The sequence below is a fragment of the Halarcobacter bivalviorum genome (genome assembly GCF_003346815.1).
Taxonomy (GTDB): Bacteria; Campylobacterota; Campylobacteria; order Campylobacterales; family Arcobacteraceae; genus Halarcobacter; species Halarcobacter bivalviorum.
Genome location: NZ_CP031217.1, coordinates 546,628 through 566,599, shown reverse-complemented (window position 1 = coordinate 566,599; position 19,972 = coordinate 546,628). Strand labels below are relative to the sequence as shown.

The window sequence follows — 19,972 nt, the reverse complement described above, 5'->3', positions numbered from 1 at the left end:
AAGAAATTAAAACTGTTCGAAGCCTTTAGGCTGAGTTTTTTAATTTCTATATTTTAAAATTTTTATAGCGTCATTTTTATCTCTGCTCACGCTTTTTTGCGATACTTTTTATAAAAAAAGTATCATACCTCTAAGAACAACAAGAACTTCCACTACAACAACTTGTAGCCTCTTCTTTCTTCTTCTCACTTTTTACTTCAGTAGAACAAGAGTTATCTTCACATACTGATTCTTTTGGTTTATCTTTTATAGTTCTAAGTATTCTCATTGAATTGAAAATTGCCAATAATGCAACTCCCACATCAGCAAAAATTGCCTCTTTCATACTAATCATTGCTCCAGCTCCAAGTACTAAGAAAGCAACTTTAATAGCCATGATAAATACAATATTTTGGTACACAACTACTTTTGTTTTTTTAGCAATTTTAATTGCATCACTTATTGATTTGATATTATCATTTAAAATTACAACATCAGCAGACTTAACAGCAATATCACTACCAACGCCACCCATAGCAAAACCTACATCAGAATTAGCAAGTGTTGGAGCATCATTGATACCATCACCTACAAAAGCAGTAACCTTGTTTGTATCTTTTTTTATAATTTCAAAGTTTGATAACTTATCTTGTGGTAAAAGTTCATATTTAACTTCATCTATACCTAAATAGTTTGCCACATTAAGGGCAACCTCTTTTTTATCTCCTGTAAGCATATATGTCTTTTCAATACCTAAATTTTTAAGTTCAGCTATTACCTCTTTTGCTTCTACTTTTATAATATCACTTACTACAATATAACCTGCAAATTTTGAGTTAATAGAGATAAATACTACATTTAACTCTTCTTCTATATTCTCATCTATTTTTACACCAAATTTTTCTAGTAATCTATCATTTCCTACTAGAACCTCTTTTGAATCTATTTGTGCTTTTATTCCTAAACCACTTAACTCTTCATGCAAAGCTATTGCTTTTGAATCAATCTCTTTACCATATGAAGAGACAATTGATTTTGCAATTGGATGAGTTGAAAAACTCTCTACATAAGCAGCTACTTTTAAAAGCTCATCTTCGTCTATACCAAAAGCTTTTACTTTTGTTACTTCAAATACACCATGAGTAAGTGTTCCTGTTTTATCAAAGATAATATTTTCTATCTCTGTTAGTTTTTCTATGTAGTTTGCACCTTTAACTAAAACACCTCTTTTTGATACTGCTCCAATAGCAGAGAAAAATGACAGAGGAATAGATACAACTAAGGCACAAGGACAAGAGATAACTAAAAATACCAATGCTCTTTCAATCCAATCAGCGTATAAAGCTCCTTCTATAAGCATAGGTGGAATAAAAGCTAACATCACTGCAAGGATTACTACAATAGGAGTATATCTTGAAGCAAATTTTGTTATAAACTTTTCTGCTTTTGCTTTTTTAGAACTAGCCCCTTCTATCATCTCAATAATCTTTGCAACAGTTGAGTCTTTATATAAAGATTGCACTTTTATATAAGTAGCATTTGAAAGATTGATAAAACCACTTAATACTTCATCATCTTGTTTTACAGTTTTAGGTTTAAATTCCCCTGTAATAGCACTTGTATCAAAAGAGCAAGTTTTATCTAAAAGTACTCCATCAACTGGAACTTTTTCTCCTACTTTTACTAATATAGTGTCACCTATTTTAACTTCATCGGGAGATTTTTGGACAACTGTTTCCCCCTCTTTAACATTTGCAAACTCTGGCTTTATATCTATAAGTGAATTTATACTATCTCTTGAATTATTTACTGCAACTGCTTGGAACATCTCTCCTACTTGATAAAATATCATTACAGCAATACCTTCAACATACTCCCCTAGCCCAAATGCACCAATTGTTGCAATTGACATTAAAAAGTGTTCATCAAATAGTTTTCCACTTAGTAGATTTTTTCCTGCTTTATATAAAACATCCCATCCAACTAAAAAGTATGCTATTAGATAAACAGCTAGTTGTAAATTAGCATTTTGAATATAGTTATATGAAATATAGGTTACTACAATAGATACTATTGTTATAAACAATAACTTTTTATCAAGTAGTTGCCAAAAAGTTCTTTGAGTTCTATTTTCATCTTTTATTATAAACACTTCTCTTTCAATATTTTGAATCTCTTTTTCTATCTTGTCTAATAAATCATCATCTGTATTTTGTTCAAAACTCAAAGTTGATGTTGAGAAGTTTAGCCTTACATTTGATAATTCATCTAATTCATTTAATCTTTTTTCTATCTTTCCTGCACAATTTGCACAATCTAAGTTTTGTAATTTGACTTTTTGCATAGATTATTCCTCTTAGCCTTTTATGATATGTTCTAATCCCATATCATAGATTTTTTTAATGTGTTCATCATCAAGAGAATAATAAATCTGTTTTCCTTCACGTCTAGGTTTAACAATTTTAGAATTTTTTAATACTCTTAATTGATGAGAAACTGCTGATTGACTTACATTTATAAGTTCACTTATAGCTCCTACACATAACTCTTCTTCTTTTAATACTGAGATGATTTTTATTCTTGTTGTATCTGCAAAAGCTTTAAAAAGCTCCGCTACATCGTATAGAGTCTCTTCTTCTATTAATGTCTTTTTTACTTTTTCTACTTCGTTTGAATGATCACAACACTTATTACTCATATTAATTCCTTTTTATATGTACATATGAATAAGTAATCATATGTTATTCAAACTTAAAACTTTATTAGTTTATAAATCAAAAAGTTATAATATTAAATATTATGAAATGTCTTATATGTGAAAGTTATAGTTTTAATATTTTTTGTAAAACTTGTCAAAAAAAACTCTTAAAGCCTTCTTTTTATAAAAGAGAGTTAGAAAAAGGGTTTTTTAATTACTGCTTTTACTCTTTTTCAGAGATAGAAGAGTTTTTAACTTCAAAATACTATTTTCATGGAGATAGAGTTTTTAATATTTTGGCAAAACTATCTTTTAGTAAATTTGCAAAAAATTTCAAATATAAAGAGTTGATTTATTCTATAGGAATAGATGAACACACAAGGCATGAATTTTCCCAGACAGCAATTTTATCAAAACATTTAGAATCAAAATATATAAAACCTCTTTATGGAAAATGTAAAGCAACAAATATAGTTAAATATGCAGGAAGAGATTTAAAATTTAGAAAAAAGAACAAAAAAAAGTTTGATATTAAAGTGTCAAATAAGAGTATTATTTTGGTGGATGATTTAATAACTACAGGAACAACTATTCTTGAAGCAAAAAAAGCTTGTGAAGAAAAAAATAACCAAGTTTTATTTTCTTTAACCCTAGCTGATGCAAAAATTTAGTATAATCTCATTTTTTTAAAGGATATAATTTTGGTTGGAATTATCGACTACAATATGGGAAATCTTGCTAGCGTTTACAATGCATGTCATTTAGTTGATGCCAAAGCTTCTTTTGTAAAAGACCCAAATGATTTAAAAAATTTTGACAGAATCATTTTACCAGGGGTTGGTGCTTTTGGTGATGCAATGGAACATCTTAATCAAACTGGAATGAAAGAAGCTATTTATGAATTTGCTAAAAGTGGAAAACCAATGATTGGTATTTGCCTTGGTATGCAACTTCTTTTTGAAAGCTCTGAAGAGTTTGGAGAACATAAAGGTTTAGGTTTAGTAGATGGAAAAGTTGTAAAATTTGATAAATCAAAAATGCATGAAGATACAAAAGTTCCTCATATGGGTTGGAATGTAATTAAAACTTCAAATGAACACACACTATTTGAAGGATTAGCAAATCCATACCTTTATTTTGTACACTCATACCATGCAGTTACAGATCCTAAAAATGTAATAGGAACTACAGAGTATGGATATGATTTTGTAAGTGCGGTACATAAAGAGAACATCTATGGTTTTCAACCACATCCAGAAAAATCACACGATAATGGATTAAAAATACTTAAAAATTTTATGAATATTAAATAATAGGGAAAAGATATGGATATTTTACCAGCAATCGATCTTAAAGATGGAAAAGCAGTAAGACTTAGTAAAGGACTTATGGATAGTGCAAAAATCTATTCAGATGAGCCTTGGCAAGTTGCAAAAAGATTTGAAGAATTAGGAAGTAAATGGGTTCACGTTGTTGATTTAAATGGTGCATTTAAAGGTGAACCAGCAAACTTAGAACAAATAAAAAAAATCAAAGAGAACTGTAATCTAAAAATCGAAGTTGGTGGTGGAATCAGAGATGAAGAGACTATCAAAATGTATGTTGAGCTTGGAATTGATAGACTTATATTAGGTTCAATTGCAGTAAAAGATCCACAATTTGTAAAAGATATGGCAAGTAAATATCCAATTGCTGTTGGAATTGATGCTATGAATGGAATGGTTGCAGTTGAAGGTTGGGCAGAAGTATCAACTATGAAAGCAACTGATTTAGCACGTGAGTTTGCAAATGCTGGTGTTGAAGCAATTATTTGTACTGATATTTCAAAAGACGGAATGCTTTGTGGGGTAAATGTAGAGTTTACAGAAGAGATTGCACTTGCATCAGGTGTTGATACAATAGCTTCTGGTGGAGTAAAAGATATCAATGATATCACGAACTGTAAAGCAAATGGAAATATTGCAGGTGTAATTGTAGGAAAAGCATTCTATGAAGGTACACTTGACTTAGAAGAAGGATTTAAAGCCTTATAAAAAGGATAAAAATGCCTTTAAAAAAAATCAATTCTGATAGTATTTACAATAAACTTGTAAATGAAGAAGATGCCAGAGTTTGTAAAGCTATTGATGAAAGGGCTTGCAAGGTAGTACCTGGTAACTTCCTTCTTACTATTATTTCTTACTTTTTTAATAAACTTGCAGATGCTGTTGCAAATGCAAAAGTTGTCTTACCTTGGATAATGGAGAGTTTAAATGTTCCATTATTTCTTATTAGTTTTTTAGTTCCAATAAAAGAATCAGGTTCTTTACTTCCACAGCTGTTTATAGCTGCATATGTTAGAAAACTCCCCATTAGAAAATGGGTTTGGTCTTTAGGGACTTTCTTACAAGCTTTATGTATGTTTGGTATTGCTCTTGTAGCTTGGAATATGGAAGGTTTAAGTGCGGGACTTGCAATCATTGCTTTACTTATTGCAATGAGTTTAGCAAGGGGCTTATGCTCTGTTGCTGCAAAAGATGTAGTAGGGAAAACTATTCCTAAAACTAGACGTGGCGCATTAAACGGCTTATCTGCTATGCTTGCTGGTTTACTTGTTGTGGTACTTGGAGTCTATTTTTTATTAAATGGTGAGAAACCATTTTCAGCTCAAAACTTTGGGGTTTTACTTTCACTTGCAGGATTCTTTTGGATATTAGCTTCTATAATTTATCTTCAAATTAAAGAATTTCCTGGGGAAACTGATGGTGGAGGAAATGCTTTTACTGTAGCAATAAGTAAACTTGGTATTTTAAAAACTGATAAACCTTTTAGACTATTTGTGATTACAAGAGCTCTGTTTCTTTGTTCTGTTTTATCTGCACCTTTTTTTGTAATCATAGCTCAACAAAATAGTGATGCAAATGCTTACCTTTTAGGTCTTTTTATTCTTTCAAGTGGTTTAGCTGATCTGTTATCTGCAAACTTTTGGGGTAAATTCTCTGATGTATCTAGTAAAAAAGTTATGATTATAGGAGCAACTATTGCAACAACAGTTGGATTTGTCGTAGTCTTCATTGACTTTTTTTATAAAGAATTATTTTCTATCATTTGGATTATGCCTATTATCTATTTTATTTTAAGTATTGGATATCAAGGTATTAGAATAGGTAGAAAAACTTATATTACTGATTTAGCAGAAGGAAATAAAAGAACAGACTACGTTGCTGTAAGTAATACTTTAATAGGCTTTATCTTACTTTTAAGTGGTCTTATTGGAACACTTAGTTCTTTTATAGGACTGGGTGGAATAATCCTTGTATTGTCTCTTGTAGGGCTATTAGCTATTTATTTAGCAAAACAATTACCTGAAGTGCAAGAAGATTGATTTGACATTAGAATCAAAAAGTGATACAATTTTATCAAACCATCGTTTGGGAAAAATATGGCAATAAAAAAAACATCTAAAGAAGAGATATTAAACAAAGCAATTAGCCTTTTTAAAACACAAGGTTTCTACAATACTTCAATGGCAAATATTGCAGATGAGTGTGGTTTAATAAAAGGAAGTATCTATCACCATTTTAAAAATAAAGATGAGATAGGACTTGAAGCACTTAAATATATAAGTGAATACTTTGATAAAAATATTTTTTCAATAAAAGATGAAGCACTATCTACAAAAGAGAAACTAAAAAAGATAGTTGCAAAAACAGATGAGTACTTTTTAAATAGTAATGGAGGTTGTTTATTAGCAAACTTAGCAACTGAAGTTTCTAGTCAAAATGAAGAGTATAAAGCTATTATTGTTGATTATTTTAAAGTTTGGGAAGAGTGTTTAGCCAAAATATTAGAAGAGAAATATTCTAAAAAAGAGGCTGAAGATTTAGCATATGAATATATTTGTACACTGCAGGGTTCAATTATAATGTTTAATCTTACAAACAATAAAAATAGACTTTTAGAAATAGGAAAAAAACTATTAGCTAAGGTTTAAATTTTTTTTGCCCTTTTAACCAAACAATCGTTTGTTTGATATAGGAGAATTTTATGAGTTATATAAAAAAAATAAAAGGAAATAAGGCAGAACTTCCCCCAAAAGTAGAGGCTATTGAGGTTGCCTTTGCTTTTATTGGTGCATTTATTGCAATATCAGTTGTTGCTTACTTAACAAATAGTTATGAAAATATCTTTATCATGGGTTCATTTGGAGCAACTTGTGTTTTACTATTTGGATTTAGTGAGAGTCCCTTCTCTCAACCAAGAAATATCTTTTTTGGACATGTAATTTCTACATTTATGGGATTATTCTTTTTCCATTTTGTGGGAGATTATTGGTGGAGTTTAGCCTTAGCTTTAGCCTCTGCAGTTGCCATGATGTTACTTACTAGAACAGTTCATCCTCCAGCAGGTTCAAATCCTGTTATAGTATTCTTAATGGGTGCTTCTTGGGATTTCCTATTCTTACCTACTGCTTTAGGGGCTATGATTATAATTTTAGTTGGTGTTCTTTATAACAATTTACACAAAAAAAGAGTCTATCCAAACTACTGGATATAAAGAGTAAAGCCTAAACTTTACTCTTGCTCTTCAGCCATAGTATAATGAAGCTCTAACCCTTTTGAAGTTGCCACAAAACCATTTACATTGATTTTACCCTCATGTACCATTTTATGATGAAGTTTACAAAGCGGTATTAGATTATATTTATGGTTTTGATTTATATGACCTATAAAACCATCTTTATTTGCTCTTGCTTGTTCTTTGATATGGTGTACATCATCACAAGCTCTTCCACAAATAATACAAGTAGAGGCAAATAAATCTTTATTGTATTTAGAGGTTTTCTTTTGAGTAAGTCTCTCTATCTTATCGTAATCATCTGTTAATCGTTTTCTTATCTCATTTGCAACGCTTAAGAACTCTCTATCCATATGGAGTGATTTAGCATACTCTAATCCATACATTGATGAACCACTTCCATATTTTAATTTTCTATCAAAAATAAGCTTATCTTCCTCATCTTGATACATCACAGAAAGATGAAGTGGAATTATATTTTTAAGATTTTCAATCTCTTTAATCTCTGGAAGTTGATGAAGATGTGTTGCAAAAACAAAGATTGATTCAAGTTTTGCTAACTTTAAAATAGCACTTGCAACAATAGATAAACCACTCATTGTTTCTGTACTATGAGAAATCTCATCTCCTAAGATTAAAGATTGTTTTGTAGCTCTATTAAATATATTTTTTAGTTCAAGCATCTCTACTGCAAAAGATGAAAGTCCTTTTGCTATATTATCAGCTCCACTTATTCTTGTAAAAACAGAATCAAAAATAGAAAATCTCATTGACTTACAAGGTACATAAAAACCTGCTTGAGCTAAAATAACTGCTATACCAATTGATTTCATAAGTGAAGATTTACCAGAAGAGTTTATACCATAAAGTAAAACTCCATGCATTTTATTATTATAAATATTTACAGGGTTTGAGTTTTTAATAATTACATTATTTTTAAACTCATCTTTTGAAAGGGATAACTCCCCTAAGATAATATCATTTGGTACATAAATTCCCTGCTCTTCATTTGCTTCAATAATTGGATGTCTTAAGTCTATTAGTTCTAAAAAGTTTTCATCATCTTTTGTTTTTACTATTTTTGGACAAACATAATTATATTTTTTTGCTGTTTTGATATTTGAAACTGTTAAATCAACCTCAGCAATAAACTGAACTAACTCTTCAAGTAGTGTTGCAAATTTCTTTTCAAACTCATTTAGTTTCTCTTTAAATACAAGTTTATTTAGCTCTATAATTTTTCTTAAATTATGTACATATTTATCTGAGATTTCATCACTTAATTTACAAGAGATTTTTACTGAAGTAGTTTGTAGTTTTATATTAAAATCTTTGAAAAGTAGTAACTCATCATCAATAATAAGGTGAGAGTTTAATAACTCTTCTTTTATTAGGTTAAACCTATTTTTTGTAAGTGTTAAAAAGAAACCCTCTTTATCAAGTCTATTAATACCTACAAAGTTTGAATCTTTTGCATTTAAAAGTTTTAAAATATGATTTTTTATTAACTCTAATTTTTCAAAAAGTTTTTCATTCTCTTTATTTAACTCATCTATCTCATGGTTTATTCCATCACAAACCATATTTGATTCAACATCTTTTAACATATATTTACCAGATACTGCTAAATCAAAAGTTGACTCAATAGAATCAATAAACATTTGAAGTTGGGCTAAGCTACAAGGTGGAGTTATAAATTTATAGTTCTCCATGAAAGCAACTACTTCTTTTATACTAAGTAAAGAGTCATATAAATAGTTTAACTCAAAAGGATGTAGTCTTGCAAGTTTTATTCTTCTTGTAAGTCTTTCTATATCATAAATATTTGCTAACTCATTTTCAATAGGTCCATGATAATCAAATAACTCTTTTGATAAAGCATATCTTCTTAACAGTTCTTTGCTATCTTTTACAGGATGAGTAAGTCTCTCTTTTAATAATCTTTTACCCATTGCGGTTGAAGTATTATTGATTAGTTTTATTAAACTTGGATTATGAGAAGTCTCTATGATATTTAATTGCTCTAAAGCATTATTTCCTAAATAGATATATTTTGAGACATCAAGTTTTATAGGAAGTGAAAGTTTTTGAATAATATTTGAATCATGTCCTATTACAAAATCAATAAGTATTGCTAAACTTTGTGAACTAAGAGGAGCTCTTTCCATATCAAGATGTTCTATTGCTGTAAGTAGTGATTCTATATCAAAGACATTTTTGAATAGTTCATTTTGGTAAGTAACTTTTGGAATAAAGTTTCCTATATGAAAAGTCTTTAGTTTTAATTCTAAATAATCAATTACCTCTTTTTGATTTATATTTTTATCAGCAAAGGTAATTACTACCTCATTTGTACGATGCATATTCATATAATTAAATACTTCATCTAAAGAGTAAAACTTATCTTCACTTGTTCCATGAATTTCATTATAATAACACTTACCAGTTGTTACATCAATAGCAGAATATCCTACAAGATAGATACCTTTTATTTGGTCTACTACTAAAGATGTGATATTATTTTCATCTTGGTCTATTACAAAATCAAAGTTTGTACCAGGACTTACAACTGTATCAAGGTATCTACTTACTTTAGGTGGAACACCTTTTTGTCTTATTAGTACTACTGTATATTTTTGTTCTGAAATAATTCTTGCAAGATGTTTTTCTAAAGAGATTGCTGGAACTCCAGCCATAATAGGATTCTCTTTTGAGTTTTCTAAAATAGATTTATTTTTTCTTGTTAATTGTATATTTAATAGTTCAGCAATCTCTTTTGCTTTTCCTATTTGTTCTTCATCATTATTTACTTCATAAACTTCAAAAAAAGTACCTATTTCCATAAGTACTACAGTATTTTCTCCATACTTCTTTTCAAAAAGTTGTTGAAGTTTAAAATAGGTAATTGTAAGTAAGGTTTTTTTATCCTCTAATAAGGCTTGAACTTCTTCTCTCAATTTACTTTTTTACTCCAGTCCAATCTCTGATTAATGTTCTTTGTTCTCTTGTCAAATTAGCTTTATCATGTGCTTTAATATAACTTTGTAAAGGCATAGAAGCATAAGCTGTTCTAAAAATAGCTTTCATTTTCTCTTCTTTTTTCTCTTCATCATAGCTTTCCCAAATTGAGAAGTTTAAAGCTTTTCTTCCATTTGTAACATGAGAATCAATTATCCATGAAAAAGGAGCAATATAAGAATACCAAGGCCATGTTGTAGAGTTTGAGTGGCAATCATAACAAGCAGGTTTAAAAATAGCACTTATCTCAGGAGGTGTTTTCATCTCTAATTCTGGCTTTGTTTCACTATTTATTTTATCTGTTTGTATAAATTGCATTACAATAAATACTATTAAAAATATTAAAAGCGTTCTTTTCATATATCCTAATCCATAAATAAATTGTATGGTCTTTCTAACTCTCTTATAAAGTTTATAACAGAGATATTTCTTCCCTCTCTTTTAAACTCTTTTGAATCAAAAAATACCAAGATAGTTGGTATAGAAAATACCGAAAAATTGCTTGCTATTTCTTTATAGATATCAGCTTTTACTTCATAAGTTTCAATTTTTGGTAAATTAAGATTGATTTGCTCTTCAATTTTAGGTTTTAAGGCAGTACATACAGAACAATTTTGTCCTGAAAAATATATAAGTACAGGCTCACCTGTACTTATAATCGAATTAACTTCTTCTAAACTATTTAGGTTCTTCATTTACAATTTTTGAATGTTCTTGTAATTTTTCAAGAACTTTTTCCTCTTCCTCTTTTATTAATTTTTCTACATTATTTTCTGGATTTTTATGATCTTTTCTATTTACAAAAATATCATGTCTACTTAAACTAATCCCTTTCATATGAGTTAATGGGAAAGCAAAAGCTATACCTTTACCACTTGTTGTTATATGTAGTGAATGAATAATAGATTTTATCACAGGATTCACTAAACTTTGTGGAAGTAAGAATAATAATAGAGCATCATTTGCCTCAAATGAAGTTCTATAGAAGTTATCCATCTCTCCAAGTCCAATCCCATCTGCTCTTAATACTGTAACACCTGAAGCTCCTGCTTTACTTGCAGCTTGAATTGCATCAATTTTTTTATCTTTAGGTACAATAATTACAACTGCTGAAAAATCCATTGGTAAAGAGTGTCTTCTATCACTTCCATCAATATTTACAGTTGCTAAGTCCATATTTTCTGCATCAATAAGTGCATCTTTCAAGATATTTGCAGTTTCAATTTCAGTATCAGATTTAACACCAAGTTTTTCAATAATAATTCCATAAAGCATTACAGTAATCATTGGAAAAAGTGAAGCAAAGGCAATAAGACCAAAACCATCAATAAGTGGGCTTCTTCCTTCTATATTTGTAGCTAATCCAATCCCAAGTGCAGCAACAAGAGGAACTGTAACAGTAGAAGTTGTAACTCCTCCTGAATCATATGCAATAGGAATAATATATTTTGGAGCAATTGAAGTTAAGATAATAACTACAATATATCCAAAAATAATGTAGTAGTGAATATGTCCCCCATCTACAATTCTAAATGCTCCTAAAGCAATACCAACAGCAACCCCAAAAGCAACAAAAATTCTTAAAGCAAAATCATTAATCTTTCCATCACTAATCTCTTTTGCTTTTTTTGCAATAGCCATAAGAGCTGGTTCTGCCATTGTTGTAGAAAAACCAATTGCAAAAGCAAAAGCATAAATCATCATTACTGAATCAGATTTTGTAAGTTGATAAGCCATAGTCTCACCAAGAGTAAATAACCCCATTTCAAGACCAAGGATAAAGGCATCTAAACCTAAAATAACAAGAACAAAACCTAATAATACTGTTTTTAAATTATCAATTCTTTTCTTTAATACGGCATATTGGAAAAATAAAATAATAAGTAAAATTGGTGCAACATCTTTAATTACATTTATTATTCCAGTTAATAAAGAATTAAAAGTAATATTTGCACTTGTAGATACTGTTGCTTGAACTGCAACGTCTGCAACATCTTTAGCTTCAACTAAATTATATACAGCAATTCCATAAATCTGTACAAAAATCATTGGTGTTAATGAAGCAAAAGCGATAAGTCCAAATCCATCAATAACTGGATTTCTTCCTTTTATAGTAGTTGCTAGTCCAATTCCAAGAGCTGCAACAAGGGGAACTGTAACTGTAGAAGTAGTAACTCCACCTAAGTCATAAGCAAGACCAATAATCTCTTGTGGAGCAAAAAAAGTAACTCCAACTACTAACATATATCCAGCAATGATATAGTAGTGAATTGGATGACCTTTATAAATTCTATAAACACCTAAAAATATAGCAAAACCAACAGAGCCTGCAACTACAAGTCTAAGTATAGTAGCATCAATTCTTCCACTTGAAATAGAAGCAGCTTTATCTGCAATAACGGCAAGTGCGGGCTCAGCAATAGTTGTACCAAATCCAATTAAAAAGGCAAAAAATAGAACCCAAAGCATTGTTCCATGCTTTGCAAAATCCCTCGCTAATCCTTCACCAACAGGGAAAATACCTATTTCTAAACCTTGTAAAAATATTGCTAAACCAACTCCAACAATTGCTAAACCAATAGCAGTACTAAGCCACCCATCTGGAACAGCTTGAATAATTGCAAGTTGAAAAAATAAAATTACAACAATAATAGGAACTAAGTCCCTAAAAGACTCTTTTAACAGCTTCAAGAAGAAGTTTAATTGTGTCATACACTCTCTCTTTCACATAAATTTAATATAACCTTTAAATTTTATTTTAATATGATTTTTCAAATTTTTTGCTGAAAAAAGTAATTTTAAAACTTCTTTTTTTGAAAGTTTAGGAAGAGTTAAGTTACAAAGCAGCCCATGGCTACCTTGTTTTATAAATTATACTTGGTGAGTAGTATTTTTAGATAATCTCTGTTTTTGAGAAAGATAAGAGTTTAATGCACTAACATATGCATTTGCAGTTGCAAGCATTGTATCAACACTTAATCCATGTCCAACAAATGATGGAGAAGTATCATCAAAAACAACTCTTGTTGTAACTTTTGCTAAAGCATCTTTACCTTCTGTTACTGAAGTTACATTATAACTTTGTAACTCTCCATTGTAGCCTGTAAGTCTATCAATTGTTTTAAAGATTGCATCCATTGTTCCATTACCAATATTTGCATCTGTTAATACCTCATCATTGTGTTTAATAGATACTGCTGCTGTGGGAACACCATTTGAACAGTCAGAGATTTGTAATCCTACTAATTCATAAGTTTTATCTTGATTTAAAGACTCATCTGTAATTAACATTCTTACATCATCATCAGTAACATCTTTTTTCTTATCAGCTAATACTTTGAATTTTTCAAATGCAGAATTTAACTCTTCATCACTTACTTTATCAAATCCTAATTGATTGATTTTATCTCTAAATGCTGCACGTCCAGAGTGTTTACCTAAGATTAATGTAGAGTCTTTAATAACACCTACATCTTCAGGTCTCATAATCTCATATGTTTCTTGATGTTTTAATACACCATCTTGGTGAATACCACTTTCGTGAGCAAAAGCATTTTTACCTACAATTGCTTTGTTTTGTTGTGGCTCAACACCAGTAATAGTTGCAACTAATTTAGATGTAGCATAAATCTCTTTTGTATTTATATCTGTATATAAATCTCCAAAAGCATCTCTTCTTGTTTTAATAGCCATTACAGCCTCTTCTAAAGCAGAGTTTCCTGCTCTTTCACCTAAACCATTAATTGTTACTTCAATTTGTCTTGCACCATTTAATACAGCTGCTAAAGTATTTGCTGTTGCTAATCCTAAGTCATTGTGATTATGAACAGAGATTCTAGCTCTATCGCCTGCAAAATCTGATAATTCTTTTACCATTGCACCTAATTCTGTTGGTAATCTATATCCAACTGTATCTGGTAAATTAATAGTTGAAGCACCAGCAGCGATAACTGCATCCATAACTTCTTTCATAAATGGAATCTCTGATCTTCCAGCATCTTCTAAAGAGAATTCAACATCATCTACAAATGTTCTAGCATATTCTACTGCATGAACTGCTCTTTTAATAACTTCTTCTTCACTCATTTTTAATTTATATTTCATATGAATTGGTGAAGTAGCAATAAATGTGTGAATTCTATGCATTGCCGCTTTTTGTACTGCTAAACCAGCTTGTTTAATATCATTTTCAACTGCTCTACTTAATGAACAGATTGATGAGTTTGTAACTCTTTCTGCAATTCTTGAAACTGCATCAAAATCTCCTGGGCTTGCTGCTGCAAAACCAGCTTCAATTACATCTACACCTAATTTCTCTAATTGTAATGCAACTTTAATCTTCTCTTCCGTATTCATCGAACAACCAGGAGATTGTTCACCATCCCTTAATGTAGTATCAAAAACTATAATTTTATTCTTATCCATAGTGTGTAACCTTTAAAAATGTGAAATATTATATCTTTTTTTATTTAAAAAAGAAAAACTAAGTCGTGTGATTATTTGTTCTGTAATATGTTATATATTAGAGGAAGTTTTTAAGAAGTAGAAGAGTATTAACACTTTTGATGAAATGGTTTTTATAAAAATCAAATATTTTCATTTTACTCTCCTTTAAAATTATGAGCCTATTATAATCTTTTAAGATTTTTTTGTCAAGACTTATTTAGCTCTCGCTAAAACAGTCTTTCCTGATTCTACTTTATTACCTATATTTACTAAAATCTCTTGTGAATTATCTAATTCTACAATAACTTGTCCATGTAAAAAAACTCCAAGCTTATCTCCCATAAGAGCTTCATTTGAAAAAATAGAAATATCTGTTCCATATAAAGATGAGATTAATTCTATATTCATATCAGAATATTTTATTGTTGCTTTTTCATTTAATTTTTTTGCTTTTAATGAATCTAATAAAGTATTTAAACCTTTTTGATGTATTAAGATAAAATTACCGTTTTTTGGTGCTCTTAAAATGTGATTATCACATAAAGAAACATCAATTATAATTTGTATTTTATTATCTCTTTTATCAATTGTTGATACTTTTCCTGAAATAGGAGCTAAAATATCAGAAATATCATAATCTTTTTCTAATCTTTTGTTTCTATAAATTAATGCAAACCATATAGTAAGCACAAAAAAGATAAAAGATAAAAACTCACAATCTAAAATAAAAAATAAAACAAAAGCTAAAAACAGATAAAAAACTTTACTTTGTCCTTCTTTTGCAATTAAATTATTAAACATCATTTTTCCCTAAATTTTTATTATGATATTATCATCTTATATTTTAATAAATACTTTCTATATTATTTTAAAGTTTTTTAAACTCAATTCTAAAGATAGTTCCTTTAGAAGAAGACTCTTTTAAGAAGATTTTACCTTCCATATTATTTTCAATAATGGTTTTTGTCATATAAAGACCTATTCCTGTACCTTTACCCTCTTCTTTTGTAGTAAAATAAGGATTAAATATTTTCTCTTGATTCTCTTTTTTTATTCCATTTGCATTATCTGAAACCTCAATAACATAAAGGCCTTTTTCTTCAAAAGAGGAGATTTTAATTAAACCATTTTTAATATCATTTTCAAGAATTATATCTTTGGCATTATTTACAATATTAAGTAATGCTTGAGAAAACTCATTTTCATATCCAAAAATAGTTAATTCTTTTTTAGGTATTTCTTGTTCAATTTTTATATCACTACTATTAAAGCTTGCTTCAACTAAAGAGATAACTCTATTTATACTTTTTTGTAAAGAGAACTCAACTTTTACTTTATTTGGTTTAAAAAAGTCTCTAAAATCATCAATTGTTTTAGACATACTATTTGTTAGCATTGTTGCTTTTTCAACTGAACGGTCTAAAGATTCCTTTGTTAAATCCCCAGCATAATATGAAAACTTCAAATTTTGAATAACTAAAGAGACTGCATTTAAAGGTTGTCTCCATTGATGTGCAATATTTGAAATCATTTCCCCCATTGCTGCATGCTTAGATTGTTGGATTAAAATTTGTTCTTGTTTTCTTTGTTTTGCAACTTCTTGTTCTACTTTAATTTTTAAAGTTTTATTTATCTCTTTTTCTTTTTTAATATGTTCTTCAAGTTTAGAAGCCATGGTATTAAATGATTTTTCTAGTTTTCCTATTTCATCATTTGTTGTAACTTCTATTCGATAATCAAGTTCATTTTTTGAAAACTTAGTTGTACCAATTAATAGTTTTTCTATTTTTTTACTTATGTAAGAAGATAAAGCTAAAGCTATTAATATAATTATTAAGACCATTATTAAAGTTACTATAGTTAGTTCATTTATTAACATAATTATAAATTTATGAATTTCAAAACCATTTTGTTCAACAACTTCTTTCATACTATCTGTTTGTTGATTTAAAATTTTAGTTACACTTCTTTTAGTCTCATTTGCAGCAGCATGAAATTCATCTACATTTGCACCTATTGTTACAAAACCAAAACCTCTTTTTGAAGAGGCATATTGTCCAGTATAATAAGGAATTGTTGCAGCTGTTGATAATTTCCAAACATTACTCCAATAGATAATAAAAGAGCCATATCCACCATTTTTAGTAACTTCCATCCAACCATGACATTGAGGTGCAAAGTTTAAATATCTACAATCCAAACCTACATTTCCTTCTTTTATTACTTGTTGAATATTTGGCTTTTTTGTTAAAGTTTGATTTTCAAAAGTTGGATAAGAAGATAAAAATTCATTAATTTCAAGTTTTGAGTCTTCATATTTTTTAGCTAAACTCTCACTTAACCAAGGCATTACTTCTTTTCCAGTTGTTTTATCATAACCTACTATAAAAAAATCTCTTACATGAGAAATATTTCTTCCTTTGTAGTCCCACATAAAAGCATAATTACCAGAACTTGCATCAGTAATATCTTGTACAGGTTCTTTTCCTGTAGGATTTACTGTATCAGTAAACTGCATAATATGTTCATGGTCTAAAGCTAAAGATAAAAAACCTACTTTTTTATTGTTTTTATATACAGGAGTTATAAATCTAATAATTCCTTCAAATTTTTTACCTATTGGGTTTTCTTTTCCTGCATAAGCTGATTTTTCAGGTTCAAACTCTATATTTAATTTATCTGTTCTCTCTTTAGTATATTTACCAATAATTTTTGATTTTACATACTCTCCAATAACATTAGAAACATATATTTCATCTTTTTTTAATTTTTGTATCTCTTGAAAATAGTTTTCTGCATTTACATAGGTATTTTTTTGAAGTGAAATATTTTTTAATTTATTATCAATTGAAGATATTTTATAAAGTTCTTCTCCTTTTAAATTAAAAAAACTAATCTCTTTATAAATTGGTATTTTTTTCTTTTTAAAGTTTTTAGCATCAGTAAAATGAAACTCTCTTTTATTATCTTCAAGAATAGTTCTTTTTATTTCTTCTTGACTATCTTTTTTATTTTTTAACACCCAAACTTTAGTATTTTCATTATAAATATATTCACCATGAACAATTATCTCTCTTTGTTTTGAGTTGTAAAACTTTTCTAGAAGTTCTTGATTTAAATCTACTTTTGATAAAAAAAGTAAATCTTCATCCCTTTGATATAAAAATTGAGCTACATTATTTGCTATTTCATAAGATAGTCTCTCCAGTGAAAGTTGAGATTTTTTGTCTAAGAACTTAATACTATCATCAATAGAAGCTTTTGCAGTTTGATTTATAATATTTTTACTCTCTTTAAATAGATAATCTGTACTATTATGAATATATTTATCTAACTGGATTACTCCTTGATATGCTATATAAGAGATAATTAAAAGAGGTACAATTTTAATTAATACAAAAATTATTATCAGCTTTATTTTTATACTAAGATTTTTCACGAGTTCTTACCAAAGTTATCTTTATATTTATCTCTAATTTCTAAAAATTCATCTAAGTTTTCTAAAAAGATATCTACTAAAGTAGGGTCAAAATGTTTGCCCTTTTGTTCTTTAAAATAATCTAATATTTGTTCTAGGGGCCAAGCTTTTTTATAAACTCTATCACTTCCTAATGCATCAAATACATCTGCAATAGCAGTTATTCTTCCAAAAATATGAATATCTTTACCTTTTAAACCTTTAGGATAACCTGTACCATCCCATTTTTCATGGTGAGTATAAGAGACTATTGCTGCTGCTTTTAAAATAGGTCTTGCTGAATTTTTTAAAATCTCATAACCTATTTCAGAGTGTGTCCTCATTATTTCCCACTCTTTTTCATCAAGCTTTCCTGGCTTATTTAGAACATTATCAGGAATTCCAACCTTTCCAATATCATGCATAGGAGAGGCACTAAATAGATGATTTTCTTCCTCTTTACTTAAACCATAATGTTTTGCTAAAAGTTTTGAATAATTTGCAACTCTTTTTACATGATTTCCAGTCTCTTTACTTCTAGTTTCTCCTACCTCACCTAGTCTATAGATAAGCTCTCGTTGAGTATCCTCTAACTCTTTATGAAGTTTTTCAATATCTGTAATATCATGTCTAACACCCATATACTCAGATATTTCTCCATTTTTATCTACTAAAGGATAAGAGATTGCTTTACAATAAAAAGTTGAACCATCTTTTGCTCTATTTGCAAGTTTTCGTCTTAATACTCTTTTCCCATCCATAGCATCAAACATCGCATTTATCTCTGTTTGATACTCTTCCATAGTAACATTGCTATCTTTTAGCATTGCATAAGGTTTACCTATTAGTTCATCTTTTGAATAGCCACTAACTTCACAAAAAGCATCATTTACAAAAGTGATATTTCTATCTAAATCTATTCTAATTATCATATTTGATTTATCAACTATATCTTTATAGGTTTTAGCTACACGAATTGACTCTTTTAAGTTAGTTGAAGTCTTTTCATTTCTATGTTTAAAGTACTCTTTAGACATCTCTAATTCTGTAATATCATTTCTTAAAGCAATAAATTCTTCAATCTCTCCATCAATATTTACTATAGGTTTTATAATCGTATCAACTATATAATAATCACCATTTTTCTTTTTATTTTTAATTTTTCCTTGCCAAACTTTTTTAGCTAAAATAGTTTGCCACATATCTTCAAAAACCTCTATAGGTGTATCTTCATGTCTAATTATATTATGTGATTTTCCAATTAATTCACTAACTGTATAACCTGAAATCTCTTCAAAAGGCTTATTTATATATGTAATTATTCCATTTATATCAGTTTTTGAAACAATTGATCTTTCATCAACTACACTTTTATATTGCTCAAAAGTATTTAGTATTCTTCTATTCTCTTTTTCTAAAAGTATATTTTTAGCACTCTCAATCATTATTTCAATTAAATAGTTTAAGTCTAGTGGTTTTGTAAGATAATTTCCTAAATTTAATTTTATTGCTTCCATTAAATATTCAGTATCATTAAAAGCCGTAGTAATTATAATTTTAGCATCTTTATTAATTTCTCTGATTTTTCTACTCATTTCTAAACCATTCATTTTAGGCATTTGAATATCAGTAATAATCAAATCAATTTGATTGTTTTTATAAGCTTCTAAACCCTCTTGTCCATTTGAAGCAATTGTTAGACTTTTTACTTTTCCAGATAAAAAGAATTCTAACTCTTCTTGAATATATTTGTCATCTTCTACATATAATACATTTAACTCATTTAGAAGGCTTAACTCACTTTTCATTTGAAGCAT

At 28.7% G+C, this 19,972-nt stretch carries 16 protein-coding genes; 6 read left to right on the top strand and 10 right to left on the bottom strand.

Features of this window, described 5'->3' with window-relative positions; genetic code table 11:
- Positions 1 to 130: 130 nt before the first annotated feature.
- Positions 131 to 2,323, bottom strand: a complete 2,193-nt coding sequence (locus tag ABIV_RS02810; protein WP_114838453.1) for a heavy metal translocating P-type ATPase — start codon at positions 2,321 to 2,323, stop codon at positions 131 to 133.
- 12 nt (positions 2,324 to 2,335) lie between these two features.
- A complete protein-coding gene (locus ABIV_RS02805) occupies positions 2,336 to 2,677 on the bottom strand; it encodes an ArsR/SmtB family transcription factor (protein WP_114838452.1) in 342 nt (113 codons plus the stop codon).
- A 101-nt stretch (positions 2,678 to 2,778) separates the two neighbouring features.
- On the opposite strand from ABIV_RS02805, the gene ABIV_RS02800 reads away from it, so the two are divergent.
- From ABIV_RS02800 to ABIV_RS02775, 6 genes are read left to right on the top strand one after another with little or no spacing between them, the layout of a single operon-like run.
- Entirely contained in the window at positions 2,779 to 3,348 is a 570-nt protein-coding gene (locus ABIV_RS02800) for a phosphoribosyltransferase (RefSeq protein WP_114838451.1), read from the top strand.
- Between the two features lie 30 nt (positions 3,349 to 3,378).
- Positions 3,379 to 3,990 (top strand): imidazole glycerol phosphate synthase subunit HisH, encoded by a 612-nt coding sequence (hisH, locus tag ABIV_RS02795; protein ID WP_114838450.1) that lies wholly within the window; start codon positions 3,379 to 3,381, stop codon positions 3,988 to 3,990.
- A gap of 12 nt (positions 3,991 to 4,002) precedes the next feature.
- Complete coding sequence (gene hisA, locus ABIV_RS02790) at positions 4,003 to 4,710, top strand: 1-(5-phosphoribosyl)-5-[(5-phosphoribosylamino)methylideneamino]imidazole-4-carboxamide isomerase (protein WP_114838449.1); 708 nt, start codon at positions 4,003 to 4,005, stop codon at positions 4,708 to 4,710.
- A gap of 11 nt (positions 4,711 to 4,721) precedes the next feature.
- Entirely contained in the window at positions 4,722 to 6,041 is a 1,320-nt protein-coding gene (locus tag ABIV_RS02785; protein ID WP_114838448.1) for an MFS transporter, read from the top strand.
- 57 nt (positions 6,042 to 6,098) lie between these two features.
- Positions 6,099 to 6,650, top strand: coding sequence for a TetR/AcrR family transcriptional regulator (locus tag ABIV_RS02780; RefSeq protein ID WP_114838447.1), 552 nt, complete (start codon positions 6,099 to 6,101; stop codon positions 6,648 to 6,650).
- Between the two features lie 53 nt (positions 6,651 to 6,703).
- Entirely contained in the window at positions 6,704 to 7,213 is a 510-nt protein-coding gene (locus ABIV_RS02775; protein WP_114838446.1) for an HPP family protein, read from the top strand.
- Positions 7,214 to 7,230: 17 nt separating this feature from the next.
- Here the strand turns inward: ABIV_RS02775 and ABIV_RS02770 are convergent, their stop codons facing one another.
- The 8 genes from ABIV_RS02770 to ABIV_RS02735 form a co-directional block, all read right to left on the bottom strand.
- On the bottom strand, positions 7,231 to 10,191 hold the full coding sequence (locus ABIV_RS02770) for a MutS-related protein (protein WP_114838445.1): 2,961 nt from the start codon (positions 10,189 to 10,191) through the stop codon (positions 7,231 to 7,233).
- 1 nt (position 10,192) lies between these two features.
- On the bottom strand, positions 10,193 to 10,612 hold the full coding sequence (locus ABIV_RS02765) for a heme-binding domain-containing protein (RefSeq protein WP_114838444.1): 420 nt from the start codon (positions 10,610 to 10,612) through the stop codon (positions 10,193 to 10,195).
- A gap of 5 nt (positions 10,613 to 10,617) precedes the next feature.
- On the bottom strand, positions 10,618 to 10,947 hold the full coding sequence (locus tag ABIV_RS02760) for a thioredoxin family protein (protein ID WP_114838443.1): 330 nt from the start codon (positions 10,945 to 10,947) through the stop codon (positions 10,618 to 10,620).
- The gene (locus ABIV_RS02755) at positions 10,931 to 12,964 is read right to left on the bottom strand and encodes a DUF1538 domain-containing protein (RefSeq protein ID WP_114838442.1); all 2,034 of its coding nucleotides are present in this window, start codon (positions 12,962 to 12,964) and stop codon (positions 10,931 to 10,933) included. The genes ABIV_RS02760 and ABIV_RS02755 overlap by 17 nt, the downstream gene beginning before the upstream one ends.
- Positions 12,965 to 13,123: 159 nt before the next feature.
- Positions 13,124 to 14,677, bottom strand: a complete 1,554-nt coding sequence (locus tag ABIV_RS02750; protein ID WP_114838441.1) for a 2-isopropylmalate synthase — start codon at positions 14,675 to 14,677, stop codon at positions 13,124 to 13,126.
- Positions 14,678 to 14,911: 234 nt separating this feature from the next.
- Positions 14,912 to 15,499, bottom strand: a complete 588-nt coding sequence (locus tag ABIV_RS02745) for a phosphatidylserine decarboxylase (RefSeq protein WP_114838440.1) — start codon at positions 15,497 to 15,499, stop codon at positions 14,912 to 14,914.
- Between the two features lie 67 nt (positions 15,500 to 15,566).
- Entirely contained in the window at positions 15,567 to 18,137 is a 2,571-nt protein-coding gene (locus ABIV_RS02740) for a sensor histidine kinase (protein ID WP_114838439.1), read from the bottom strand.
- A complete protein-coding gene (locus tag ABIV_RS02735) occupies positions 18,134 to 19,972 on the bottom strand; it encodes a PAS domain S-box protein (protein ID WP_114838438.1) in 1,839 nt (612 codons plus the stop codon). Before ABIV_RS02735 ends, ABIV_RS02740 begins: the two co-directional genes overlap by 4 nt.